Annotated in this window: 18 protein-coding genes and 1 pseudogene; 16 read left to right on the top strand and 3 right to left on the bottom strand. The window is 39.8% G+C overall.

The features are described from left to right. Positions 1 to 21: 21 nt before the first annotated feature. The 8 genes and pseudogenes from MKY71_RS16345 to MKY71_RS16310 all read left to right on the top strand — a co-directional run. Positions 22 to 462, top strand: a pseudogene (locus MKY71_RS16345) (ATP-dependent DNA helicase PcrA); the annotation flags it as partial. Positions 463 to 474: 12 nt separating this feature from the next. Beyond that, positions 475 to 2,472 carry an NAD-dependent DNA ligase LigA gene (gene ligA / locus MKY71_RS16340; protein ID WP_340733344.1) on the top strand — a complete coding sequence of 666 codons (1,998 nt, stop codon included), beginning with the start codon at positions 475 to 477 and terminating at the stop codon, positions 2,470 to 2,472. Between the two features lie 18 nt (positions 2,473 to 2,490). Then, positions 2,491 to 3,666, top strand: coding sequence for a CamS family sex pheromone protein (locus MKY71_RS16335; RefSeq protein WP_340733342.1), 1,176 nt, complete (start codon positions 2,491 to 2,493; stop codon positions 3,664 to 3,666). A gap of 293 nt (positions 3,667 to 3,959) precedes the next feature. Next, complete coding sequence (gene gatC, locus MKY71_RS16330) at positions 3,960 to 4,250, top strand: Asp-tRNA(Asn)/Glu-tRNA(Gln) amidotransferase subunit GatC (RefSeq protein ID WP_079523753.1); 291 nt, start codon at positions 3,960 to 3,962, stop codon at positions 4,248 to 4,250. Positions 4,251 to 4,267: 17 nt separating this feature from the next. Beyond that, on the top strand, positions 4,268 to 5,731 hold the full coding sequence (gene gatA, locus MKY71_RS16325; protein ID WP_339196243.1) for an Asp-tRNA(Asn)/Glu-tRNA(Gln) amidotransferase subunit GatA: 1,464 nt from the start codon (positions 4,268 to 4,270) through the stop codon (positions 5,729 to 5,731). Position 5,732: 1 nt separating this feature from the next. Then, a complete protein-coding gene (gene gatB / locus MKY71_RS16320) occupies positions 5,733 to 7,178 on the top strand; it encodes an Asp-tRNA(Asn)/Glu-tRNA(Gln) amidotransferase subunit GatB (RefSeq protein ID WP_339173851.1) in 1,446 nt (481 codons plus the stop codon). A 138-nt stretch (positions 7,179 to 7,316) separates the two neighbouring features. Then, positions 7,317 to 8,489, top strand: coding sequence for an N-acetylglucosamine-6-phosphate deacetylase (gene nagA, locus MKY71_RS16315; protein WP_340733340.1), 1,173 nt, complete (start codon positions 7,317 to 7,319; stop codon positions 8,487 to 8,489). 15 nt (positions 8,490 to 8,504) lie between these two features. After that, a complete protein-coding gene (locus MKY71_RS16310; protein ID WP_340733337.1) occupies positions 8,505 to 9,377 on the top strand; it encodes a GNAT family N-acetyltransferase in 873 nt (290 codons plus the stop codon). 43 nt (positions 9,378 to 9,420) lie between these two features. Here MKY71_RS16310 and MKY71_RS16305 read toward each other — a convergent pair whose 3' ends face one another. Next, positions 9,421 to 10,317, bottom strand: a complete 897-nt coding sequence (locus tag MKY71_RS16305; RefSeq protein WP_340733335.1) for an alpha/beta hydrolase — start codon at positions 10,315 to 10,317, stop codon at positions 9,421 to 9,423. Next, complete coding sequence (locus tag MKY71_RS16300) at positions 10,314 to 10,931, bottom strand: YesL family protein (protein WP_340733333.1); 618 nt, start codon at positions 10,929 to 10,931, stop codon at positions 10,314 to 10,316. Before MKY71_RS16300 ends, MKY71_RS16305 begins: the two co-directional genes overlap by 4 nt. Positions 10,932 to 11,097: 166 nt before the next feature. On the opposite strand from MKY71_RS16300, the gene MKY71_RS16295 reads away from it, so the two are divergent. The 4 genes from MKY71_RS16295 to MKY71_RS16280 all read left to right on the top strand — a co-directional run bounded on the left by MKY71_RS16295 (position 11,098) and on the right by MKY71_RS16280 (position 15,060). After that, a complete protein-coding gene (locus MKY71_RS16295; protein ID WP_340733331.1) occupies positions 11,098 to 12,399 on the top strand; it encodes a sugar ABC transporter substrate-binding protein in 1,302 nt (433 codons plus the stop codon). 69 nt (positions 12,400 to 12,468) lie between these two features. Further along, the gene (locus tag MKY71_RS16290; RefSeq protein ID WP_339173841.1) at positions 12,469 to 13,386 is read left to right on the top strand and encodes a carbohydrate ABC transporter permease; all 918 of its coding nucleotides are present in this window, start codon (positions 12,469 to 12,471) and stop codon (positions 13,384 to 13,386) included. 24 nt (positions 13,387 to 13,410) lie between these two features. Further along, positions 13,411 to 14,214 carry a carbohydrate ABC transporter permease gene (locus MKY71_RS16285; RefSeq protein ID WP_339173840.1) on the top strand — a complete coding sequence of 268 codons (804 nt, stop codon included), beginning with the start codon at positions 13,411 to 13,413 and terminating at the stop codon, positions 14,212 to 14,214. Between the two features lie 9 nt (positions 14,215 to 14,223). After that, on the top strand, positions 14,224 to 15,060 hold the full coding sequence (locus MKY71_RS16280; RefSeq protein ID WP_339196230.1) for a Gfo/Idh/MocA family protein: 837 nt from the start codon (positions 14,224 to 14,226) through the stop codon (positions 15,058 to 15,060). On the opposite strand, the gene MKY71_RS16275 is transcribed toward MKY71_RS16280, so the two are convergent. Further along, positions 15,054 to 16,346 (bottom strand): transcriptional regulator, encoded by a 1,293-nt coding sequence (locus tag MKY71_RS16275; protein ID WP_340733328.1) that lies wholly within the window; start codon positions 16,344 to 16,346, stop codon positions 15,054 to 15,056. The two genes, MKY71_RS16280 and MKY71_RS16275, sit on opposite strands and share 7 nt — an antisense overlap. Before the next feature lie 83 nt (positions 16,347 to 16,429). Between MKY71_RS16275 and MKY71_RS16270 the strand changes: the two genes are divergently transcribed. From MKY71_RS16270 to MKY71_RS16255, 4 genes are read left to right on the top strand one after another with little or no spacing between them, the layout of a single operon-like run. Beyond that, entirely contained in the window at positions 16,430 to 17,446 is a 1,017-nt protein-coding gene (locus MKY71_RS16270; RefSeq protein WP_339196228.1) for an NAD-dependent epimerase/dehydratase family protein, read from the top strand. Further along, positions 17,447 to 18,526, top strand: a complete 1,080-nt coding sequence (locus MKY71_RS16265) for a dihydrodipicolinate synthase family protein (protein WP_340733326.1) — start codon at positions 17,447 to 17,449, stop codon at positions 18,524 to 18,526. Beyond that, the gene (locus MKY71_RS16260) at positions 18,495 to 19,508 is read left to right on the top strand and encodes a zinc-dependent alcohol dehydrogenase (protein ID WP_340733324.1); all 1,014 of its coding nucleotides are present in this window, start codon (positions 18,495 to 18,497) and stop codon (positions 19,506 to 19,508) included. Before MKY71_RS16265 ends, MKY71_RS16260 begins: the two co-directional genes overlap by 32 nt. A 1-nt stretch (position 19,509) precedes the next feature. Continuing rightward, on the top strand, positions 19,510 to 20,562 hold the full coding sequence (locus MKY71_RS16255) for a Gfo/Idh/MocA family protein (protein WP_340733323.1): 1,053 nt from the start codon (positions 19,510 to 19,512) through the stop codon (positions 20,560 to 20,562). The last annotated feature ends 5 nt before the right edge of the window (positions 20,563 to 20,567 follow it).

The following is a 20,567-nucleotide window of genomic DNA, read 5'->3' as shown; positions in this document are numbered from 1 at the left end:
TCAAAGGCTTACCTATCACCATTCGGTGCAACTCGGGCAGAACAGCGTCTTTACTTGTCTTGTGCGGGCTCCCGTACAATATTTGGCCGTACAGGCTACAATGCCCCATCACGTTTTTTACGTGAAATTGATGAAAATGTGTTAGAGCAAGTTTCAAAAGCAAATACTACATCTTATCGTGATGATTCATTACCATTTAAATCGAACCGTTATGACCGTATGCCGAAGCGTACATTAGGAAGTGTGCAGGCACCTGCTTCCCAGACATCACGTCTGAATTCAACTGGCGGCGATAAGTTTGACTGGAAAGTAGGCGACAAAGCTGCCCATGGTAAATGGGGTGTCGGTATGGTCGTAAGCGTAAAAGGTGAAGGGGATGGTATGGAACTGGATATCGCTTTCCCATCACCAACTGGAATAAAACGTCTACTAGCAAAATTTGCGCCGATTACGAAAGCTTAGGAGGAACATTGGATGAATGAAATAGAACAAAGAATTGCGGAATTGAACAAGCTTCTTCATGAGTATGGCTATGCGTATTACGTACTGGATAAACCGTTAGTTGAAGATAGTGTATATGATCAGCTTTTGCATGAGCTTATCGCATTGGAAGAAGCAAATCCGGAATTTATTTATCCTGATTCTCCTACTCAGCGTGTCGGTGGCACGGTGTTGGAAGGCTTTAAAAAGGTAACGCATGAAACAGCGATGCTCAGTTTGTCGAATGCTTTCAATGAAGAAGATTTGCGTGATTTTGACCGGAAAATCGAGCAGGCAATCGGCAAAAATTACTCATATGTATGTGAACTGAAAATTGATGGCTTAGCCATATCTTTGCGCTATGAAAACGGGGTATTTGTACAAGGCGCTACACGTGGTGACGGAACAGTAGGGGAAGACATTACAGCAAACCTGAAAACAATTCGTGCCATCCCATTGCGTTTAAAAGAACCTGTAACATTGGAAGTACGCGGTGAAGCTTATATGCCGAAAAAATCTTTTGAGAAACTGAATGAACGTCGTGCGGAAAATGGAGAAGAGCTATTTGCAAATCCTCGAAACGCGGCAGCAGGATCATTGCGTCAATTAGATCCGAAAATCGCAGCAAGCCGAAATTTATCGACATTTATTTATGCAGTCGGCGGAGACGGAGAAAGCTATGGAATCGATGGGCATTGGGAAATGCTCAAGTATTTGGAGGAGCTAGGTTTTCCATCAAATAAAGAACGCGAGTATTGCGAAACAATTGAGGACGTTTTGGCGTTTATAGAAAAGTGGACAGAAGCGCGCCCAAATTTATCATATGAAATTGATGGGATCGTCATCAAAGTAAATCGCTATGCCCATCAAGATGAGCTTGGTTTTACAGCAAAATCGCCTCGATGGGCAATTGCCTACAAATTCCCGGCAGAAGAAGTTATCACAAAATTATTGGATATTGAACTGACGGTAGGACGCACGGGTGTTATTACTCCAACAGCGATTTTAACACCGGTACTTGTTGCGGGAACTACTGTAAGCCGTGCATCATTGCACAATGAAGACCTGATCCGTGAAAAGGATATTCGAATCGATGATACCGTCATCGTACGAAAAGCAGGAGATATCATTCCGCAAATCGTCGGAGTCGTTTTAGAACAACGCCCTGATGACGCTGTACCATATAAGATGCCGACACATTGTCCTGCGTGTGATGAAGAAATTGTACGTATCGATACTGATGTAGCACTGCGTTGCGTGAATCCTCAATGTCCTGCACAAATTGCGGAAGGTGTGAAGCATTTCGTATCACGTAATGCGATGAATATCGACGGTCTTGGTGAGAAGGTAGTCGAACAGCTGCTGCGCGAAGACTATATTCAAGATGTAGCGGGATTATATGAGCTTACAGTAGAGCAGCTGATTAATCTGGAACGAATGGGACAGAAGTCGGCCACCAATTTAGTTGAAGCGCTGATTCAGTCCAAGGAAAATTCGCTGGAACGATTACTATTCGGTCTCGGTATCCGCCATGTTGGCGAAAAAGCAGCCAAGATTTTGGCGGCTCATTTTGAAACAATCGATGCACTAATGGTTGCTACAGAAGAAGAACTGAAAGATATTCATGAAATTGGCGATAAAATGGCTGAATCGATTGTAGCGTATTTTGCAAATGAGCAAGTACAACAATTAATCGAACGCCTAAAAGGATTTGGCTTAAATATGTCCTATAAAGGCAAGAAAGTTGTCGTGGAAGCAGGGGCAAATCCTTTTGCAGGAAAAACAATTGTACTGACAGGTAAATTACAGCAATTGACACGTAACGAAGCAAAGGCGAAAATAGAACAGTTAGGTGGTACGGTTGCAGGGAGTGTAAGTAAAAAAACAGACCTTGTAATTGTCGGAGAAGATGCTGGCTCGAAGCTTGAAAAAGCCCAAAGCTTAGGCATTGAAATTTGGGATGAAGTGCGCCTAATCGAACAATTAATATAGTAAAGGGGACTTGCTCTCATGAAACGTTATCGCTGGATACCTGCGATAATTGTAGCGGCGATGTTGTCAGCGTGTGCGCCAAACCTTACACCTGATACAGAACTGACGCAAGAATCAGATACAGAAAAAGCTGTGGAAACAACTATTATCCCGAACATGCAAATAAACGATAAATTTTATCGCACATTGATTCCTTATAAGGAAAGTGCAAGCCGTGGTTTAGTTGTTTCCAATATTTATACGAAGTACGATATGAAAGAAGTCGAAACAGGCTTAATGCGTATTTCGCAAAATCATTTCGATACGGAAAACTATTATTTCCAGGAAGGTCAGTATTTAGATGAGAATACATTGAAATACTGGTTAGCCCGTCCAAACCAAACGGAAGACAAAGGACCCGAGTACCAAGGTCTAAACCCATCAAGCATTGATGAGGCAACAGGCAAGGAAATGGATCCGAATGTTAAAGCGACAGAAGCACCGGTTTATTTGGCACATATTGTGGAGCAAAATTATTTAACAAAAACCGATGAGAACAAAGTAAAGCTGGCAGGTGTTTCAATAGGTCTAGCGTTAAATTCAGTTTACTATTATCAAAAAGAGCAGTATGGCGAGTTTTTTGAACAAAAAATTCCCGATGCAAAAATAGAAGCAGAAGGTAAGAAAATTGCACAGGAAGTTATCAATCGATTGCGTGCCCGTCCGGAACTGGCAGATGTTCCGATCGTCATTGGTTTATTTAAACAAGCAGAAAGAAATGCGATTGTACCAGGAACATATACTGACTATAACTTCGCGGATAAAGGGAAAACAGAATTGGGTGAGTGGAAAGCAATCGATGAAAAATACGTTACTTTCCCTATGAGTTCGCCGGATGATGTCTACCGTGATTTGAATACGAACTTCCAAAACTTCAAACAGGATGTCGACAAATACTTCTCGAACTTCACGAGTGTGTTTGCGACTGGATTTTATCAAAACAAAAAAGTTCAGAAGCTTGATATCGAAATCCCGATCCAGTTTTACGGAACAGCTGAAATTACAGGATTTACACAGTATTTGACGGGCTTAATGCTTAATCATTTACCGCTTGACCTGTATATTTCGGTAAGTATTACTTCTGTGAACGGACCGGAAGTGCTAATTATTAAAGAACCGAATGAAGATAAGCCTTTTGTTCATATTTATGAGTAAAATCTTCCGAAAAATACCATACTTTTACGAGTGTGGTATTTTCTTTTTACACAGAATTTCTACTTCACCGCGTTAATGCGTTAATTTGGCGAAAAATCGTCATAAGTGGAGGATTGTTTGCTGGATTTTTTCCTAAAGCGGAGATTTTTACAAGGAAAAATGTTATCATTATGGGCATGGTTTATGTAGAATCAGCGGGTATCCAAAACAATCACTGACTCCACATATAGCCCCGGCAGATGATACGGATTTTGCTGAGGGATATTTGATTCGATAACTTGGAGGTGTAACAAATGGCAAACATTTCAAAAGAAGAAGTAAAACACGTAGCACACTTAGCTCGCCTTGCTATTACAGAAGAGGAAGCAGAGAAATTTGCTGAACAACTAGGGAAAATTACAGATTTCGCAGAGCAATTAAATGAGTTAGATACAACAAATGTAGAACCGACTTCTCATGTTTTACCTTTAGTGAACGTACTTCGTGAGGACGTAGCAAAAGAAGGCTTACCTCTTGAAAAAGTAATGCTGAACGTAAAAGAACAAGAAGCAGGTCAAATTAAAGTACCATCAATTATGGAGTAATAGGAGGAACCACTCGCATGACAGTATTTGAGCGCACATCAGCACAATTGCAAGAGAGCTTAAAGTCGGGTGAACTGACAATTGCGGATTTAACAAAAGAAGCATTTGACCGCATTGAAAAGTTGGACGGCGATGTACAAGCTTTCTTAGCATTAAATAAAGAACAAGCAACTGCAAAAGCAGCTGAATTAGATCAAGTTCCTTTTGAGGAGCGCGGTCCATTATTCGGTATGCCGATTGGCGTAAAGGACAACATCGTAACAGAAGGATTGGAAACAACTTGTGCTTCTAAAATTCTGGAAGGCTTTATGCCAATTTACGATGCAACAATCGTAAAAAAATTACGTGATGCAGGCATGATCACAGTCGGTAAGTTGAACATGGATGAATTCGCAATGGGTTCTTCAAACGAAAACTCGGCTTATAAAACTACTAAAAACCCATGGAACCTTTCACATGTACCAGGTGGTTCTTCAGGTGCATCTGCAGCAGCGGTTGCAGCGGGTGAAGTACCATTTTCATTAGGTTCTGACACGGGTGGTTCAATCCGTCAACCAGCAGCCTACTGTGGTGTTGTAGGAATGAAACCTACATACGGTCGTGTATCTCGTTTTGGTTTAGTTGCATTCGCATCTTCTTTAGATCAAATCGGACCAATTACACGCAATGTAAAAGACAATGCGTTATTACTTGAAGCAATCTCAGGTGTAGATGAAATGGATTCTACTTCTGCAGATGTGCCGGTACCAAACTATGCGGCTGCTTTAGATGGTAATATTAAAGGCTTAAAAATTGCTGTTCCAAAAGAATTCCTAGGTGAAGGCGTTGGGGAAGCAGCGAAACAGTCAGTGCTTGATGCATTGGAAGTATTAAAAGGCTTGGGTGCTACAGTAGAAGAAGTATCTTTACCGCATTCTAAATATGCATTAGCAGCGTATTACATCCTTTCTTCATCAGAAGCATCTTCAAACCTTTCTCGTTTTGATGGTATTCGCTACGGCTACCGTTCAGAAAACGCGAAAAACTTATTGGAGCTGTACAAACAATCTCGTGCTGAAGGTTTTGGCGATGAAGTAAAACGTCGTATCATGCTTGGAACATATTCATTATCTGCTGGTACGTATGATGCTTACTACAAAAAAGCACAACAAGCACGTACTTTAATTAAAGCCGATTACGACAAAGTGTTCGAAAACTATGATGTAATCATCGGGCCAACTGCACCAACACCAGCATTCGCTATTGGTGCAAACATTGATGATCCATTGACAATGTACGCAAACGACATTTTAACAATTCCAATTAACTTAGCAGGTGTACCGGCAATTTCAGTTCCATGCGGTTTTGAGAATGGATTACCACTAGGTTTACAAATTATCGGTAAGCATTTCGATGAAGAAACACTTTACCGTGTGGCATATGCGTATGAGCAACAAACAGATTTCGCAAAACAAACTCCAGCATTATGGGAGGTAAAATAAGATGAACTTTGAAACAGTCATTGGTTTAGAGATTCACGTTGAGTTAAAAACAAACTCAAAAATCTTCTCTAGCAGTCCAAACAGTTTTGGTGCGGAACCAAACACAAATACAACAGTAATCGACCTAGGCTATCCAGGTGTTTTACCAGTATTGAATAAACAAGTAGTAGATTACGCGATGCGTGCTTCATTAGCATTAAACATGGAAATCGAACAAGAAACTAAGTTCGACCGTAAAAACTACTTCTACCCGGACAATCCGAAAGCTTACCAAATTTCACAATTTGATAAGCCAATCGGTAAAAACGGTTGGGTAGAAATCGAAATTCCAGCTAAAGGTGATACACCAGGCTACAAAAAGAAAATCGGTATTACACGTCTTCACATGGAAGAAGATGCTGGTAAATTAACACATGCTGACGGCTATTCTTTAGTGGACTTAAACCGTCAAGGTACACCACTAGTAGAAATCGTTTCTGAGCCGGATATCCGTACACCGGACGAAGCATATGCCTACCTTGAAAAAGTAAAATCGATCATCCAATATACAGGCGTTTCTGACGTACGTATGGAGGAAGGTTCACTTCGTTGTGATGCAAACATTTCAATCCGTCCATACGGTCAGGAAGAGTTCGGTACAAAAACGGAGCTTAAAAACTTAAACTCATTCAACTTTGTACGTCGTGGTTTAGAGCATGAAGAAATCCGCCAAGCAGAAGTATTAATGGCTGGTGGCGTTATTGAGCAGGAAACACGTCGTTTTGATGAGAAAACTGGTAAAACAATTCTTATGCGTGTTAAAGAAGGTACTGATGATTACCGTTACTTCCCAGAGCCGGACTTAGTGCGTCTTTCAATTTCTGATGAATGGGTAGAGCGCGTACGCAACGAAATTCCTGAATTACCGGATGCGCGTAAAGCACGCTATGTTTCTGAATTAGGTTTAAATGATTATGATGCAAACGTACTTGTAGTAAACAAGGAGATTTCAGATTTCTTTGATGCAACTGTAAATGCAGGGGCTGATGCGAAATTAACAGCTAACTGGTTAATGGGAGATATTTCTGCATACTTAAACGCTGAGCAAAAAGAGTTGAAAAATACAGCTCTAACACCTGAAAACTTGGCGGGTATGGTGAAATTAATTACGGACGGTACAATTTCTTCTAAAATCGCGAAAAAAGTATTCACTGAGTTAGTAACAAACGGTGGAGACGCAGCGAAAATCGTGAAGGAAAAAGGTTTAGTTCAAATTTCTGATCCAGAAGTAATCCGTGGTTTCGTAACAACTGTTCTTGATAATGATGCAAAATCAGTAGAAGACTTCAAAGCTGGTAAAGACCGTGCGATTAAAGCACTTCTTGGCCAAATTATGAAAGCTTCTAAAGGACAAGCAAACCCACAATTAACAAACCAAATCTTAATGGAAGAAATTAATAAACGTTAATTTTTTTCTTATAAACGGCAGTCCATTTTCTAATTGGGCTGCCGTTTTATTTCGTTATAAAAGGAATTTTCTTGAAAAATGTCAAGCATAGGCTAATAATGGGGAATGTATAAGATGTGGTAGAGGAGGGAAATGTTCATGGAAAGTACATGGTGTATTGGACCGCTTCAAATTGTCCGGGAACAGCGGATAGAGGAGAATTGTTTTGGGGTTATTGAAGGCAAAAAAATCGTCCGGTTTTGTAAAAAAGACGAATTACCTGAACAAATCGATATTGTGGAAACAAAGTCGGCATATAAAATGATGCCGGGAATGATTGATCAGCATATTCACGGGATATCCGGTGCTGATGTGATGGACGGAACGGAAAGCAGTCTGAACACAATCAGTACAGCGCTTGCGAAATTTGGAGTGACAACCTTTTTAGCAACAACGATGACGGCAGCAGAAACCCAAATCGAGCGCGTTGTAAAATCGATTGCCGATGCGAAGAACAATGTAAAAGGTGCCAAAATTGCCGGCATCCATTTAGAAGGACCTTTCATTAATCCGATTCAAAAAGGGGCACAATCCGACGAGTTTATAATAAAGCCTTCAGTAGAGATTTTCGATCATTTAAACGAGTCTTCCCAAAACGAAATTAAACTTATTACACTTGCATCAGAGTTAGATGAAGGCCATAAGCTTACGACCTATTTAAAAAATAAAGGGATTGTAGCATCGATCGGTCATTCTGATGCCAAGTATACGGAGACAAAGGCATTATTGGAACAGCAGCTTATTCAGAATGCCACTCATTTTTGCAATGGGATGAGATCTATTCATCATCGTGAGCCGGGCTTGCAGGTTGCGTTACTGCAAAGTGAATGTATGCTGGAGATTATTGCTGACGGATTTCATATTCACCCGGACATGATTCGTTTTATTTACGACACGGTTGGTGAAGACCGAATGATATTAATATCTGACAGTATGCGGGCAACCGAATTAGCTGACGGTATTTATGATTTAGGTGGACAGGAAGTTCGTGTAGAAGACGGCTTGTGTAAATTGGTTGGAAGTGATGCGCTTGCAGGAAGTACGCTCAATTTAAATAAGTCCAGAAAAAATATGAAAGAGTGGCTCGGACTTTCAGATTTGACACTGGCCAAACTGAGTTCAACAAACAGTGCAAAACTGTTAGGATTATATGAAAATAAAGGGTCAATTGAAGTCGGTAAAGATGCTGATTTTTACATCGTAAATGAAAATGAGGATGTTATATTAACTGTTTCAGAAGGAGAGATTATTTATGGAAATAATAAGCTCTAAAAAAGAGGGATGGAAATGAATTTTGTTAAAGGAGAGGCTGTGCGCCTTAACCCCCAGCTGAAAAAAAGTTTCTTTCAACTGGCAAACGATACTTTTGGGCTGGATTTCGAACAATGGGATGAGCAAGGGTATTGGAATGATACATACTGTCCCTATACATTTGAAGTAGATGGCGAAATAGTAGCGAATGTTTCTACAAGTAGCGGAACAATGATTTTGGATGGCAGGCAGTATGAAGCTGTTCAGATTGGGACTGTTATGACAAATCCAAAATTCCAAGGAAAAGGATTATCCCGTCAGCTTATGGAAAAGGTGATGGAAGATCATGTGAATGCACATATCATCTACTTATTTGCAAATAAGACAGTGCTGGACTTTTATCCGAAATTTGGTTTTGAAACGCGTATACAGTCTACTTTTACCGTGGATAAAAAGGATATTGGGCCAGTTCATACGGAAGTAAAGAAAGTGAATCTGGATGATAAGCCTACAAGAAATGTATTTTATGAAACAACGGTATTTAGAAAACCTGTCAGTCAGAAAATGAGTATGGTTCAGAATGAAAATATCGTGATGTTCCATGCATTGACGCAATACCGGGACTGCATTTACTATGTACCTAAGTTTCAGGCATTTGCCATCTTGAATGAAACTGCCGAGTATACAGAGTTAATCGACGTCATATCTAAAGAGCAGGTGGATTTACAGGAAATACTCGGTTGCTTACCTATTCGGTCTGAAAAAATCAGACTGTGCTTTACCCCGGATAATTTACAGATTCCTGTTTTGCAAGATGTGCTCATCGATGAGGGAGCAATGTTTGTTAAAAATCAAAAAGATATTATGTACCCGAATAATGTGCTTTATCCATACAGTGGTCTGGCATAAAAAATGGAGACCCGCTATACTGGTGCGGGTCTCCATTTTACGGTTACTTCAATAATTTCGATGTCATGTCCAAAAGTCGCTTTTTTGCTTGGCGGGCAATTGGTATTTCTTCCAAGTCGAATCCATGTGTACATCCTTCGTAAATATCAAATTGGACTTGTACACCGGACTGCTGTAGCTTATCTACAAATTCAGATACTTCCTCATAAAATATGTCATGCGTCCCGATAAACGTATAAATCGGCGGAAGTCCTTCAACCTTTGCATAAAAAGGCGATGCATAGGGCGGAATCTTTTCATAATCCGGTAAATAAGCATGCCAACTTTTTTTATTTTTTTCGGCATTCCACATAGCAGGTGAAGTAAATTTTTTGTGGAATGGTCTTTCCTTTATATCAAGCATCGGATACAACGGCAACACCGCCGCTATTTTTGGTCCTTTTTCATCCCGCGCTTTTAGAGCAACGGCCAATGCCAAGTTCCCACCTGCACTGCCACCGCTTACAATAATTTTCGTTCGGTCTATATTCAAATCACCTGCATGCTCACTTATCCACTCTAATAATGTATAGCCGTCGTTTAAAGCAGCAGGATAAGGCTTTTCAGGAGCGAGGCGGTATTGCGGAATGAATACTACCGCTTGGAAGTTATGTACAAAATCCGTTACATAAGGTACGCTGTCATCCGGACTGCCGAACACCATCCCTCCACCATGAAACCAAATAAAGCCCGGCATATTTTGTACTGCATTCGCCGGCTGTATACGAACGACTCGTAGATTGCCTAGCATCATTTCTTCGATTAAACAATTTTCAAGCTGGTAGTTCTGCTGGGAATAATGGACAAAAGTTCTGTTTTGGATCAGTTCCTCAAATGTACGAGAATTTTTTAATTTACGTTCAATTGTTTCGACGAGTTCAGGATGCAATCCATTCATCATGTTGCAGCCTCCGATACTTTCCGCTTTTCAATTTTACTGAAGGAACGTAGAGAGAATTTCATAACGAGCCAACTCAGTACACTCCCGGCAAATAAAGGGATTGCACCCGGCATAATATTGAAAATACCATAGATCAATAAAATACTTAACGCATTTAAAATGACCGTGAATGGTGAAGTGATCGTAAATAAAAATGCTTGTTTGATCATTGCCAAAAAAGCCAGGTCAAAATGTACATACACTGGAAAGAAGAAAAACAACGTTCCAAAAATTAAAAAGGCAATAATAAAAGTTGGTATGAGAAGGAAAGATAAGGAGTCAACCATATAAATCGCATAAAAGTCGATCGCTAAAATCAAAACGATAATATAACTAATTCCCGCATACCCATTTCCCCTAAGCCACTCGGTTTTATACACTTCCCAAAATGTTTTCGTAATTGGCTTATCAATATCAAGGTGAAACTGTCTTACTATTGTAAATAAAGCAATTGTCGCCGGAAATATACCGAAAATAAAAAGGCCAATCGCTGAGAAAAACAGCCAAAGAAAGTTTAAGTAAATAATTTTTAATAGCTTTACACCTAAACTGTAAAACCCATCCCAAAATGTCATAACAATATCCCCCTTAACTTTATTATAAAATAAAAAGTCTGAAAAATTGAGCTATTTAAATTAAGGACTTTTAATGGACTTGAGTTCCTCCTAATTTTTTTGTAGTCTGGAAAAAATAGCTATTTTGCTATTTTACACAAAGGAAAAATAAAAAGGGGGATGGGTTATGAGTAATACAATTTTTAAAAGATTAGGACTGCTCTTTTTAGTATTAGTGCTTTCTGTTGTAATGGCTGCATGCAGCGAAGATGAAACAACAACAAATGCGGATACAGATACGGATAGCGGAAGTGCTAGCACAGATACAGACTCTTCAGGATTGTCAGGCGAAATCACAGTTTGGGCGCACCCTTATACAGATGGCTCAACAGGTGAAGGGGATATGTGGAAAACATTTGCATCGGATTTTGAAGCTGAAACAGGGGTAAAAGTAAACTTCGAACAAATTCCATGGGCAAATCGTGACCAAAAAATCTTAACGGCTTTAGCAGCTGGCCAAGGTCCGGATGTATTCTATGTAATTCCTGACCAAATGCCACAATACGCAGAACAACAATTAATTTTAGATATATCTCAATATGTTACGGATGAAGAATTAAGCGGTTTTGTACCAACTGCTATCGAAGCAACAAGTTGGAAAGGTAAACAATATGGGATGCCAATTTTACAAACAGCGGAGTCTTTAATTTATAACAAAGACATTTTAACGGAATTAGGCGTAGATGAAAACAGCCTACCGACAACATGGGATGAATTCAAAGCTTTAGCAGAAAAAGCAAAAGCAGCTGGTTATTATGCATTCTCATATGCAGGTGGCGGTTCTTTAAACAACACGCTTTATCCGTTTTTATGGCAAGCTGGCGGTAATGTAATTGATGAAGATAACAATATCTTAATTAACAAGCCAGAAGCAGTTAAGTCATTTGAATTAATCAATGAAATGTATACAAAGGGCTGGATTCCGCAAGATTCAGTTACAGCGCTTGATCATGACTCGCTTTACTTAGGCGGGAAATTATTAGCTATAAACGGCTCTGGTATTTCGGTAAACCGTTTATTAGATGAGAAGCCATTTGAGTTTGTTATTGCGCCACCATTAAAAGATGCAGAGCAGTTAACTTACGGTACTGTTGGTATGTTTGTAGGTTCGGCGATTTCTAAAAATCCTGAAGCTGCAGCAGAGTTCATGAAGTACGTTACAAACACAGAAAACCAACGTACATTCAACAACATTACACAATATATCCCGACTCGTGATGAAGCGAAGGATATTTTTGATTCACAACAATATATGGCTCAATTAGCAGGCTACACAGAATTTGCGAAACCAGGTGTGATTCATCCGGAAGGACGTAATATTATGCCTTTAGTTCAAGCAGAGATTCAAGCAATGCTAGAAGGTAAACAATCTCCTCAGGAAGCTGCAGATAAAGCGGCAGAAGCAATTGATAAGTTAATTAACAAATAGTTCAAAAGGAGAGTTTGGTCGTGAAGATCAAACTCTCTCATTACTTAAAGTACAGAAAGGGTGAGGCATGTGACCTCTACAACTTCTAAACAATCATTTAGTGCACGAATCAAGAGGGAGTTAAACAAAAATTTATTAGTCTATGTCGTGCTCATTCCAGTAATCATTCATTTTCTTATCTTTCAAATCTATCCATTTGCTTTAAGTTTTTATTTAACGTTTCATGACTGGAAAATTATCGGAGACCCTGAATTTGTCGGGTTAAAACATTGGAAAAATTTATTTGATGATGAAATCGCTTGGAAAGCAATATGGAATACAGTTAAGTTTTCCATCTATTATATAGTTCCGACAATGGCACTTGGTCTAATTTTAGCAGTGATCATTAATTCGGGAGTTAAATATTCAGGATTTTTTAAAGGATTGTTCTTCCTGCCTGTAGTTACATCATTCGTAATTATCGCAGGGATTTGGGGATGGTTATTCCGCGGTACAGAAGATGGTTTTATCAACTATTTAATCGGTTTTGTCGGAATCGATCCACAGCTGTTTTTATCCAGTTCTTCGCAGGCGCTTCTTGTCCTGGCAGGATTAAGTATTTTTAAAGTAGCGGGAACGACGATGATTTACTATTATGCGGGATTACAATCCATCGACCGTCAATTGTATGAAGCGGCTCGGATTGATGGTGCAAGTCCGTGGAAAATCTTCTGGAAAGTTACATTCCCGATGTTAAAGCCGATCCATTTTTACGTAGCGATTACAACGACAATCGGGTCATTTCAGATTTTCGATTCGGCATTCCTGTTAACGAATGGCGGACCGAACTACTCGACAACGACAATCGTGTATTACTTATATCATCAAGGATTCACAAGCTTGAACTTAAGCTATGCAGCAGTTTTATCATATGTATTGTTCTTTATCATTCTTATTATTGCGTTAATCCAACGTAAATATATTGGGAAAGATCCAAATTATTATTAAGCTGGTGCGGGAAGGAGCAGATAAATGAAAAAAGTAATCTCTTATACAGCATTAGCAATATTAGCAATCATTTTTATAATGCCATTCATCATCATGGTGTTCGGTTCATTAAAAGAAGTGAAACAGGCACAGATTGATCCGCTGTTTTGGCTGCCGACCAATCCATCAATTCAAAACTATATCAACATATTCTCAAATGGGATTTTTATACGATGGATCTGGAACTCTATCGTTATAACTGTCATTCCGGTTATAACTCAAATGCTTTTTGCGGCATTGCTCGGTTATATTTTTGCGAAAAAGCAATTCTGGGGTAAAGAGGCGATTTTCTGGATTTTCATGGCCGTTATCATGATACCTCAACAGTTATTTATTATTCCCAAATATATTATGTTCGCCGATTTTGGATGGATAAATACATATTGGGCATTAATTGTACCTGAATTATGGGCAATCATGGGCGTATTTTTAGTACGACAATTTTTACAGGGAATACCGAAAGATTTGGAAGAAGCCGCCTATATTGACGGAGCGAACGATTGGCAAATCTTCTTCAAGATTATTTTACCATTATCATTCCCGGTAATTGCGACAGTAGGAACTTTTGCCTTTATTTCAAACTGGAATGACTTATTCCAGCCGTTAATTTACTTAACAAATGAAAAAATGTTCCCTGTTACAGTTGGTCTTGCCTCGATGCTTGGAAAAGAGGGGAACTTCGGTGTCGAAATGGCAGGTGCAACAATTTCATTTATCCCGACATTTTTAATCTTTATTTTCTTCCAACGTTATTTCACAGAAGGGATTACAATGTCAGGTATTAAATAGGGGGCTTCTATGAAAATAGGGATAATCGGAACGGATTCAACCCATGCAATCGCGTTCAGTGAAAGGCTGCAGAAAAAAGGTCACAAGCTATTCGCTTATCGGGGAGGCTCTGCAATTGATTTGAGCAGAAACCGGATTGAACGAATCTCTGCGGAGTTGAATGATAGTGGAATTCCTTTTATGACAACACTACAGGAACTGTCAGATATTTGCGATGCGTTTATCATTACATCGGCTGATGCATCACAACATTTCGGGCAATTTGCAGATTTGGCTGCTTTGGAAAAACCTATTTTTATCGATAAACCACTGGCACTAAATTATGAGCAGGCGAGTTCTATTGTAGAACTTGCCAATGAAAAGGGAACGCCCTTGATGAGCTGCTCGGCTTTGCGATTTGCTGATGAAATTCAATTGGCAAAATCTAAAGAGAGCATCGAGGCAGTGGATATCATCTCACCACTGCCGATGCTGCAGGAATTTGACTATTTCTATTATGGAATCCATGCAGTGGAAATGATCAGTGCGTTAAAAGGCACATCTGTCAAAGACATAGCCGTTACCTTTAATGAGCAGCAACACTTTATCACGTTCACCTTTCAGGATGGGACGGTCTCTTCAATTAGAGGGTACTTACAGCATCGTCAAAGTTTTCAATTTGTAGCACATACACAGCAGCAAAGTGAATGGTTTGAAATTGCTGAAGGCGATCTCCGATTTTATGATCGACTGATTGATATGATAGAACAATTTTTTATTGAGAAAAAAAGCCCTATTGATCAAACCGATATGTTGCAAACAATAAAGCTGCTGGAACGAATAACGAATATTGCCGGAGCTCACTGATTCTTTATATCTTCTAAAAACTGAATATAATAGATGCGTTTAGGACGACCGCGGTGGGCTACCTTTTCCTCGCCGATAATATCGACAAGCCCCGCATCCAGCCACTTTAACAGGATGCGATTGGCGCTGCGTAAAGTAATGTTCAATGTTTGGGCAAGTTCTTCAGCCGTATAAATAAACTTTTGATGTTTCATAATACGGCCCATTAATTTGGATATATACGAAGCAGACATCCCGGCTTTTTCAGCCCGCTCCAATAACTTCACATCTGTTATGACTAGCGGGTACTGTTCATAGTTAATAAAAACGGTCGTATCAATCGGACCGATCACACTATTATCTTCTCGCACGATATAGCATAGGTTTGGTCCATTTTCATTTGCCTGGTAGAGAGCCTGTTTGGCATGACGGCCGGAATCATTTGCATTGATTCCAAAGCCGATACCGATTGTGCAATTGATTTTCAGCTCTTCTTTGAAACGGGAAAGCAGCGGCAAATGCTTGTAACCTAATGTTTCACGCTCAAATTGCCCACGGGTCGTAATAAAACTGTATTGCAGCGGATTCAGCATAATTAAATGACCATCCATTTGCTGCGTGAACTGCTTTAGTATTTGCTCCACTTTCGACTGATCCTGGTTGGCAATCGCTTCAAATTGAATCAAACCGTATACGATTTGGCTTTCCTTGTTTTGTCGCCCTTTAGAAGCCAATAAGACCCGCTCAAAAGCGACGATCAGTTCCTGCTTTGTTGGAATTAAATAGCGACATTCGATATTACGTTCACTTAATGATTCATAGACAGAGGCAATTGTGGTAACCGGGAAATAGCCTTGTTCAGCATGCTTTATATGATTTTCCAGTATGGCATCAACCGTTTCACCTTCAGAAAACACATAGTCAATTTTATGGTGCAACTGATGTGTAATCGACAATATGGTGCTTTGTTGCAGCAGGTCAAAACAATACTGTTTCTGTTCATTCTGTATTTTATGGGTTAACAGCAATTCGTATATCTGAAGCGCTCTGCTATTAATTTGATAAAGCTGCAAAGATGAATCATAGAATTTCAACTGCTGAAAAATATAAGGATCTGCAGCGACAAGCATTTCATATTCATAGATGAACCGCTGTAACTCGTCCGTCATTATAAAGTCCTGTGTTAAATAATAATGTGGTTGGATATTAGGGAATCCACGTAATGCTTCTTTAATTGTATCCTGCAAAATTTCAGGGACAATAATTCCTATTAAACTTTGCGAGGTATACGGAATGGCCTTATTCATTATGTCTGTGCCTCCAAAAATCCATATTAATATAATTTTACAGAAAGATTTAAGAATATTCAATTTATAAAGGGGTGACCACTATGCAAACGGTACAACAATTAGAAGAATTCATGACAAAACCATCCGAAGCATTAGTAGAGGATATTAAAAAAATAGATGGTGACATTTTGATTTTAGGAATTGCAGGGAAGATGGGGCCTACTTTAGCGAAGATGGCGAAACGTGCTGCTGAAGAGGCGGGAATCGAGAAACGGATTATCGGTGTTGCTCGATTTTCAAATAAAGAAATGAAAGAAGAGCTGGAATCCGCGGGGATTGAAACCATTACATGTGATTTACTGGATGAAGCGCAGCTTGCGCAGTTGCCGGATATTCCGAATATCATTTTCATGGCGGGCAATAAGTTCGGCACAGTTAATAACGAACACTTCACATGGGCGATGAATACATACGTACCAGGTCGTGTAGCAGATAAATTCAAAAACTCAAATATCGTCGTATTTTCTTCAGGCAATATTTATCCATTTACACCTGTAGCAGCAGGGAATTGCGGAGAAGATGTAACGCCGGTACCTGTTGGTGAATATGCCATGTCCACATTGGGAAGAGAACGTATTTTTACGAATTTCTCCAATCGTTTTCAGACAAAAATGCTTATGTTCCGATTAAATTATGCGATTGATTTACGATACGGGGTTTTATTGGAAATTGCCAAATCTGTTTACAATAATGAGCCGGTTGATGTCACGATGGGGAGTGTCAATGTCATCTGGCAAGGGGATGCAAACGAATACGCAATTCGCTCGCTCTTACATTGTGATTCACCTGTAAAAATTCTGAATGTCACAGGACCGGAGACGTTATCTGTTCGCTGGCTGGCGAAGGAGTTTGCGAAACGCTTTAATAAGGAAGCTATAATTATAGGGGTCGAACAGGAAACAGCATTATTAAATACAGCGGCCCATGCCCATAAATTATTTGGCTATCCTCGTGTATCCATTGAGCAAATGCTTGATATGGTTGCAAATTGGGTGGAATTAGATGGTGCCACATTAAATAAACCAACGCATTTCCAAGAACGGAAAGGGGCGTTTTAAATGAATGAAGCGGTAAAAAAAGCGTTGTTTGACGGTGCATTTATTCCGGCACATCCATTAGCGTTAAACGAAGACAAATCATTGGATGAAGTAAGTCAGCGTGCATTGACGAGATATTATATTGATGCGGGTGTCGGAGGCTTGGCAGTTGGTGTTCATACGACACAATTTGAGATCCGCGATCCCCAATTCAACTTGTATGAACGTGTTCTTTCAATTGCAATTGATGAAATGAAGAAGGCGCATGTACCGGAATCCTTCATTAAAATAGGTGGTGTTTGCGGTCCGGTAGAGCAGGCGAAACAAGAAGCGACAATTTTAAAAACGCTTGGTTATGATCTAGCTTTACTAAGTATGGGGGGACTGCAGCATTTGTCGGAGGCGCAGCTATTGGAGCGTACGAAAGAAATTGCCAAAATCATTCCGGTAGTTGGCTTCTATTTACAGCCATCAGTTGGCGGGCGTGTATTCACTTATGAATTTTGGCGGGAATTTGCCAATATAGAAAATGTATATGCGATTAAAATGGCACCATTTAACCGTTATCAAACATTAGATGTAGTTCGTGCAGTATGCAATAGCGACCGCCGGGATGAAATCGCTCTTTATACAGGGAATGACGATAATATTGTCATTGATCTATTAACTGAATATGCATTTACGATTAATGGTGAAACCGTTAAAAAGAAAGTAGTAGGCGGGCTGTTAGGGCATTGGTCGGTATGGGCGAAAACTGCCGTTCAATATTTTGAAGAGATTAAGATCATTAGAGAAAAAGAGCAAATTGATGCAAGCTGGTTAACAAGAGCCATTGAAGTGACAGATGCGAATGCGGCTTTCTTTGACCCGGCACATTCCTTTAAAGGAAGCATTGCAGGAATTAATGAAGTATTGACAAGACAAGGATTGCTGAAAGGAAACTGGTGTTTGGCAGATCATGAAGTATTAAGTGAAGGCCAAGCTGATGAAATTACGCGTGTCTATAACATGTATCCGCATTTGAATGATGATGCATTTGTTAAACAAAATTTAGCAAAGTGGAAATCAGGTGAAAAGAGTGAAAGCTTTACAAGCACATGATGGTGTCGTGAAAATAGCTGTGATTGATCAACCGGAGCTTTTTGAAACGGGAGTATTAATAGAAACCTATTATACTGCTGTATCGCCAGGGACTGAAAGGTTATTAATTGAGGGAAGCAAACAAGGTGTACGTCAGCTTGGATATAGCGCTGTTGGGAAAGTGAAGGAAGTTGGGGATAATGTCACAACTGTTCAAGTAGGCGATATTGTTGCCTGCTACGGTGCCCCTTATGTCGGGCATATGGAGCAGCTTGTTGTACCGGAAACATTAGTAGCGAAATGCTCTGCCGACGTATTGCCAAAGCATGCGGCATTTGCAGCACACGGTACGATTGCTATTCACGCGATACGCCAAGGACAGCTGCAGTTTGGTGAAACGGTCGTGGTAATCGGATTAGGTGTACTTGGCCAAATGATTGCAAAGATCTGTGCAGCAGCAAGTTATGACGTCATCTGCTATGAACCTAATGAAAAAAGAGCTGAAATGCTGAAAGGTACATCAGGCATTGAAATTTTTTCGGATTTAAATGAAATGGAACAGCATATTTTGGATTATACAAAAGGGCATGGTGTAGATGCTGTTCTGCTATGTGCTGGAGGCAAACATTCTGAAACTACCCCGCGCAGTCTTGAGTGGGTTCGGAAGCAGGGAAGAATCGTTATTGTCGGTGATGTAGAACCACAGTTTAATCGAGAACAATTATTTATAAAGGAAGCAGTCATTACGATTTCAAGAGCAGGCGGACCAGGCCGTTATGATGCCCGCTATGAAAGAGAAGCGATTGACTATCCGTATCATTATGTTCGCTGGACAGAAGGGCGAAACTTGGCGGCCTATATTCGTTTACTGGAACGAAAGGCGATCGATGTTTCTGATTTTGTGCAACTGGAAATTCCTTTTGAACATTCAGCCGGTGTGTATGACAGATTAGAGAGCAGTGAGGCATTGACCGCCATCATTGAATATTCGGGAGGGAATTAACATGTTAAAGGTTGGCGTAATTGGAGGAGGATCTATTTCCGAGTACCATTTAAAACCTTATTTTGAAAATCCCAATGTAGAGATTGTTGCGATTTGTGATAGTGATGAACGAAGACTGCATGCATTAGGCAAAAAATACTGTGTAGAGAATTTATATTTAAAAGTGAGTGAGTTTCTAGCAAACGAGGAAATTGATGCAATCAGTATTTGTACATGGAATAACTCCCATGCTGAAATTGCAATTCAGGCACTCCAAATGAACAAGCATGTTCTGCTTGAGAAGCCATTAAGTTTATCGCTTGATGAAGCTTATGCAGTCGAAGCGGCGGTAAAAGAGTCGGGTAAGATTTTACAAGTTGGTTATGTACGCCGGTTTGCAACAAATGTAGGTGTCCTTAAAAAATTTATTGATGCAGGTGAACTGGGAGAAATTTATTATGCGAAGGCTTCATGCATACGCCGATTAGGGAATCCAGGCGGCTGGTTCAGCGATATTAAAAAATCGGGCGGCGGGCCTTTAATTGATTTAGGAACGCATATGATCGATCTTTGCTGGTATTTAATGGGGAAACCAAAGCCGATTTCTGTTTCAGGTAATACGTACAAAAAATTAGGAAATCGCGCCCATATAGAAAATTTATCTTTCTATAAGGCGGCTGATTATGACGCCGAGCATAATGATGTGGAAGATCTTGCGAATGCGCTCATCCGTTTTGAAAATGGTGCTACTTTATATGTGGATGTAAGTTTTACACTACATGCTAAACAAGACGAAGTATCTGTAAAACTTTATGGTGAAAATGGCGGTGCCGAAGTAGAACCTGAACTTGCTATTGTAAAAGAGCAGCATGAAACGATTTTAAATATTACACCACAGATCGATTTGCTAAGTTTCGATTTTGCAGGTTCATTCATCAACGAGATCAATCATTTCGTGGATTGCTGTATTAATAATGTGCAGCCTATTTCTACAGTAGAAGACGGGGTTGAAGTGACAAAAATGTTGGCGGCGATTTATGAATCGGCTGCAACAAATCAAGAAATAAAATTGTAGGTGAT

The sequence above is a fragment of the Solibacillus sp. FSL W7-1324 genome (assembly GCF_038008025.1).
Lineage (GTDB): Bacteria > Bacillota > Bacilli > Bacillales_A > Planococcaceae > Solibacillus.
Note: the sequence above shows the minus strand (reverse complement) of the source record. Positions and strands in the feature narration are given on the sequence as shown.

Coding starts and splice junctions, on each gene's coding strand:
- ligA (WP_340733344.1), top strand. CDS start 475: ATGAATGAAATAGAACAAAGAATTGCGGAATTGAACAAGCTTCTTCAT.
- MKY71_RS16335 (WP_340733342.1), top strand. CDS start 2,491: ATGAAACGTTATCGCTGGATACCTGCGATAATTGTAGCGGCGATGTTG.
- gatC (WP_079523753.1), top strand. CDS start 3,960: ATGGCAAACATTTCAAAAGAAGAAGTAAAACACGTAGCACACTTAGCT.
- gatA (WP_339196243.1), top strand. CDS start 4,268: ATGACAGTATTTGAGCGCACATCAGCACAATTGCAAGAGAGCTTAAAG.
- gatB (WP_339173851.1), top strand. CDS start 5,733: ATGAACTTTGAAACAGTCATTGGTTTAGAGATTCACGTTGAGTTAAAA.
- nagA (WP_340733340.1), top strand. CDS start 7,317: ATGGAAAGTACATGGTGTATTGGACCGCTTCAAATTGTCCGGGAACAG.
- MKY71_RS16310 (WP_340733337.1), top strand. CDS start 8,505: ATGAATTTTGTTAAAGGAGAGGCTGTGCGCCTTAACCCCCAGCTGAAA.
- MKY71_RS16305 (WP_340733335.1), bottom strand. CDS start 10,317: ATGATGAATGGATTGCATCCTGAACTCGTCGAAACAATTGAACGTAAA.
- MKY71_RS16300 (WP_340733333.1), bottom strand. CDS start 10,931: ATGACATTTTGGGATGGGTTTTACAGTTTAGGTGTAAAGCTATTAAAA.
- MKY71_RS16295 (WP_340733331.1), top strand. CDS start 11,098: ATGAGTAATACAATTTTTAAAAGATTAGGACTGCTCTTTTTAGTATTA.
- MKY71_RS16285 (WP_339173840.1), top strand. CDS start 13,411: ATGAAAAAAGTAATCTCTTATACAGCATTAGCAATATTAGCAATCATT.
- MKY71_RS16280 (WP_339196230.1), top strand. CDS start 14,224: ATGAAAATAGGGATAATCGGAACGGATTCAACCCATGCAATCGCGTTC.
- MKY71_RS16275 (WP_340733328.1), bottom strand. CDS start 16,346: ATGAATAAGGCCATTCCGTATACCTCGCAAAGTTTAATAGGAATTATT.
- MKY71_RS16270 (WP_339196228.1), top strand. CDS start 16,430: ATGCAAACGGTACAACAATTAGAAGAATTCATGACAAAACCATCCGAA.
- MKY71_RS16265 (WP_340733326.1), top strand. CDS start 17,447: ATGAATGAAGCGGTAAAAAAAGCGTTGTTTGACGGTGCATTTATTCCG.
- MKY71_RS16255 (WP_340733323.1), top strand. CDS start 19,510: ATGTTAAAGGTTGGCGTAATTGGAGGAGGATCTATTTCCGAGTACCAT.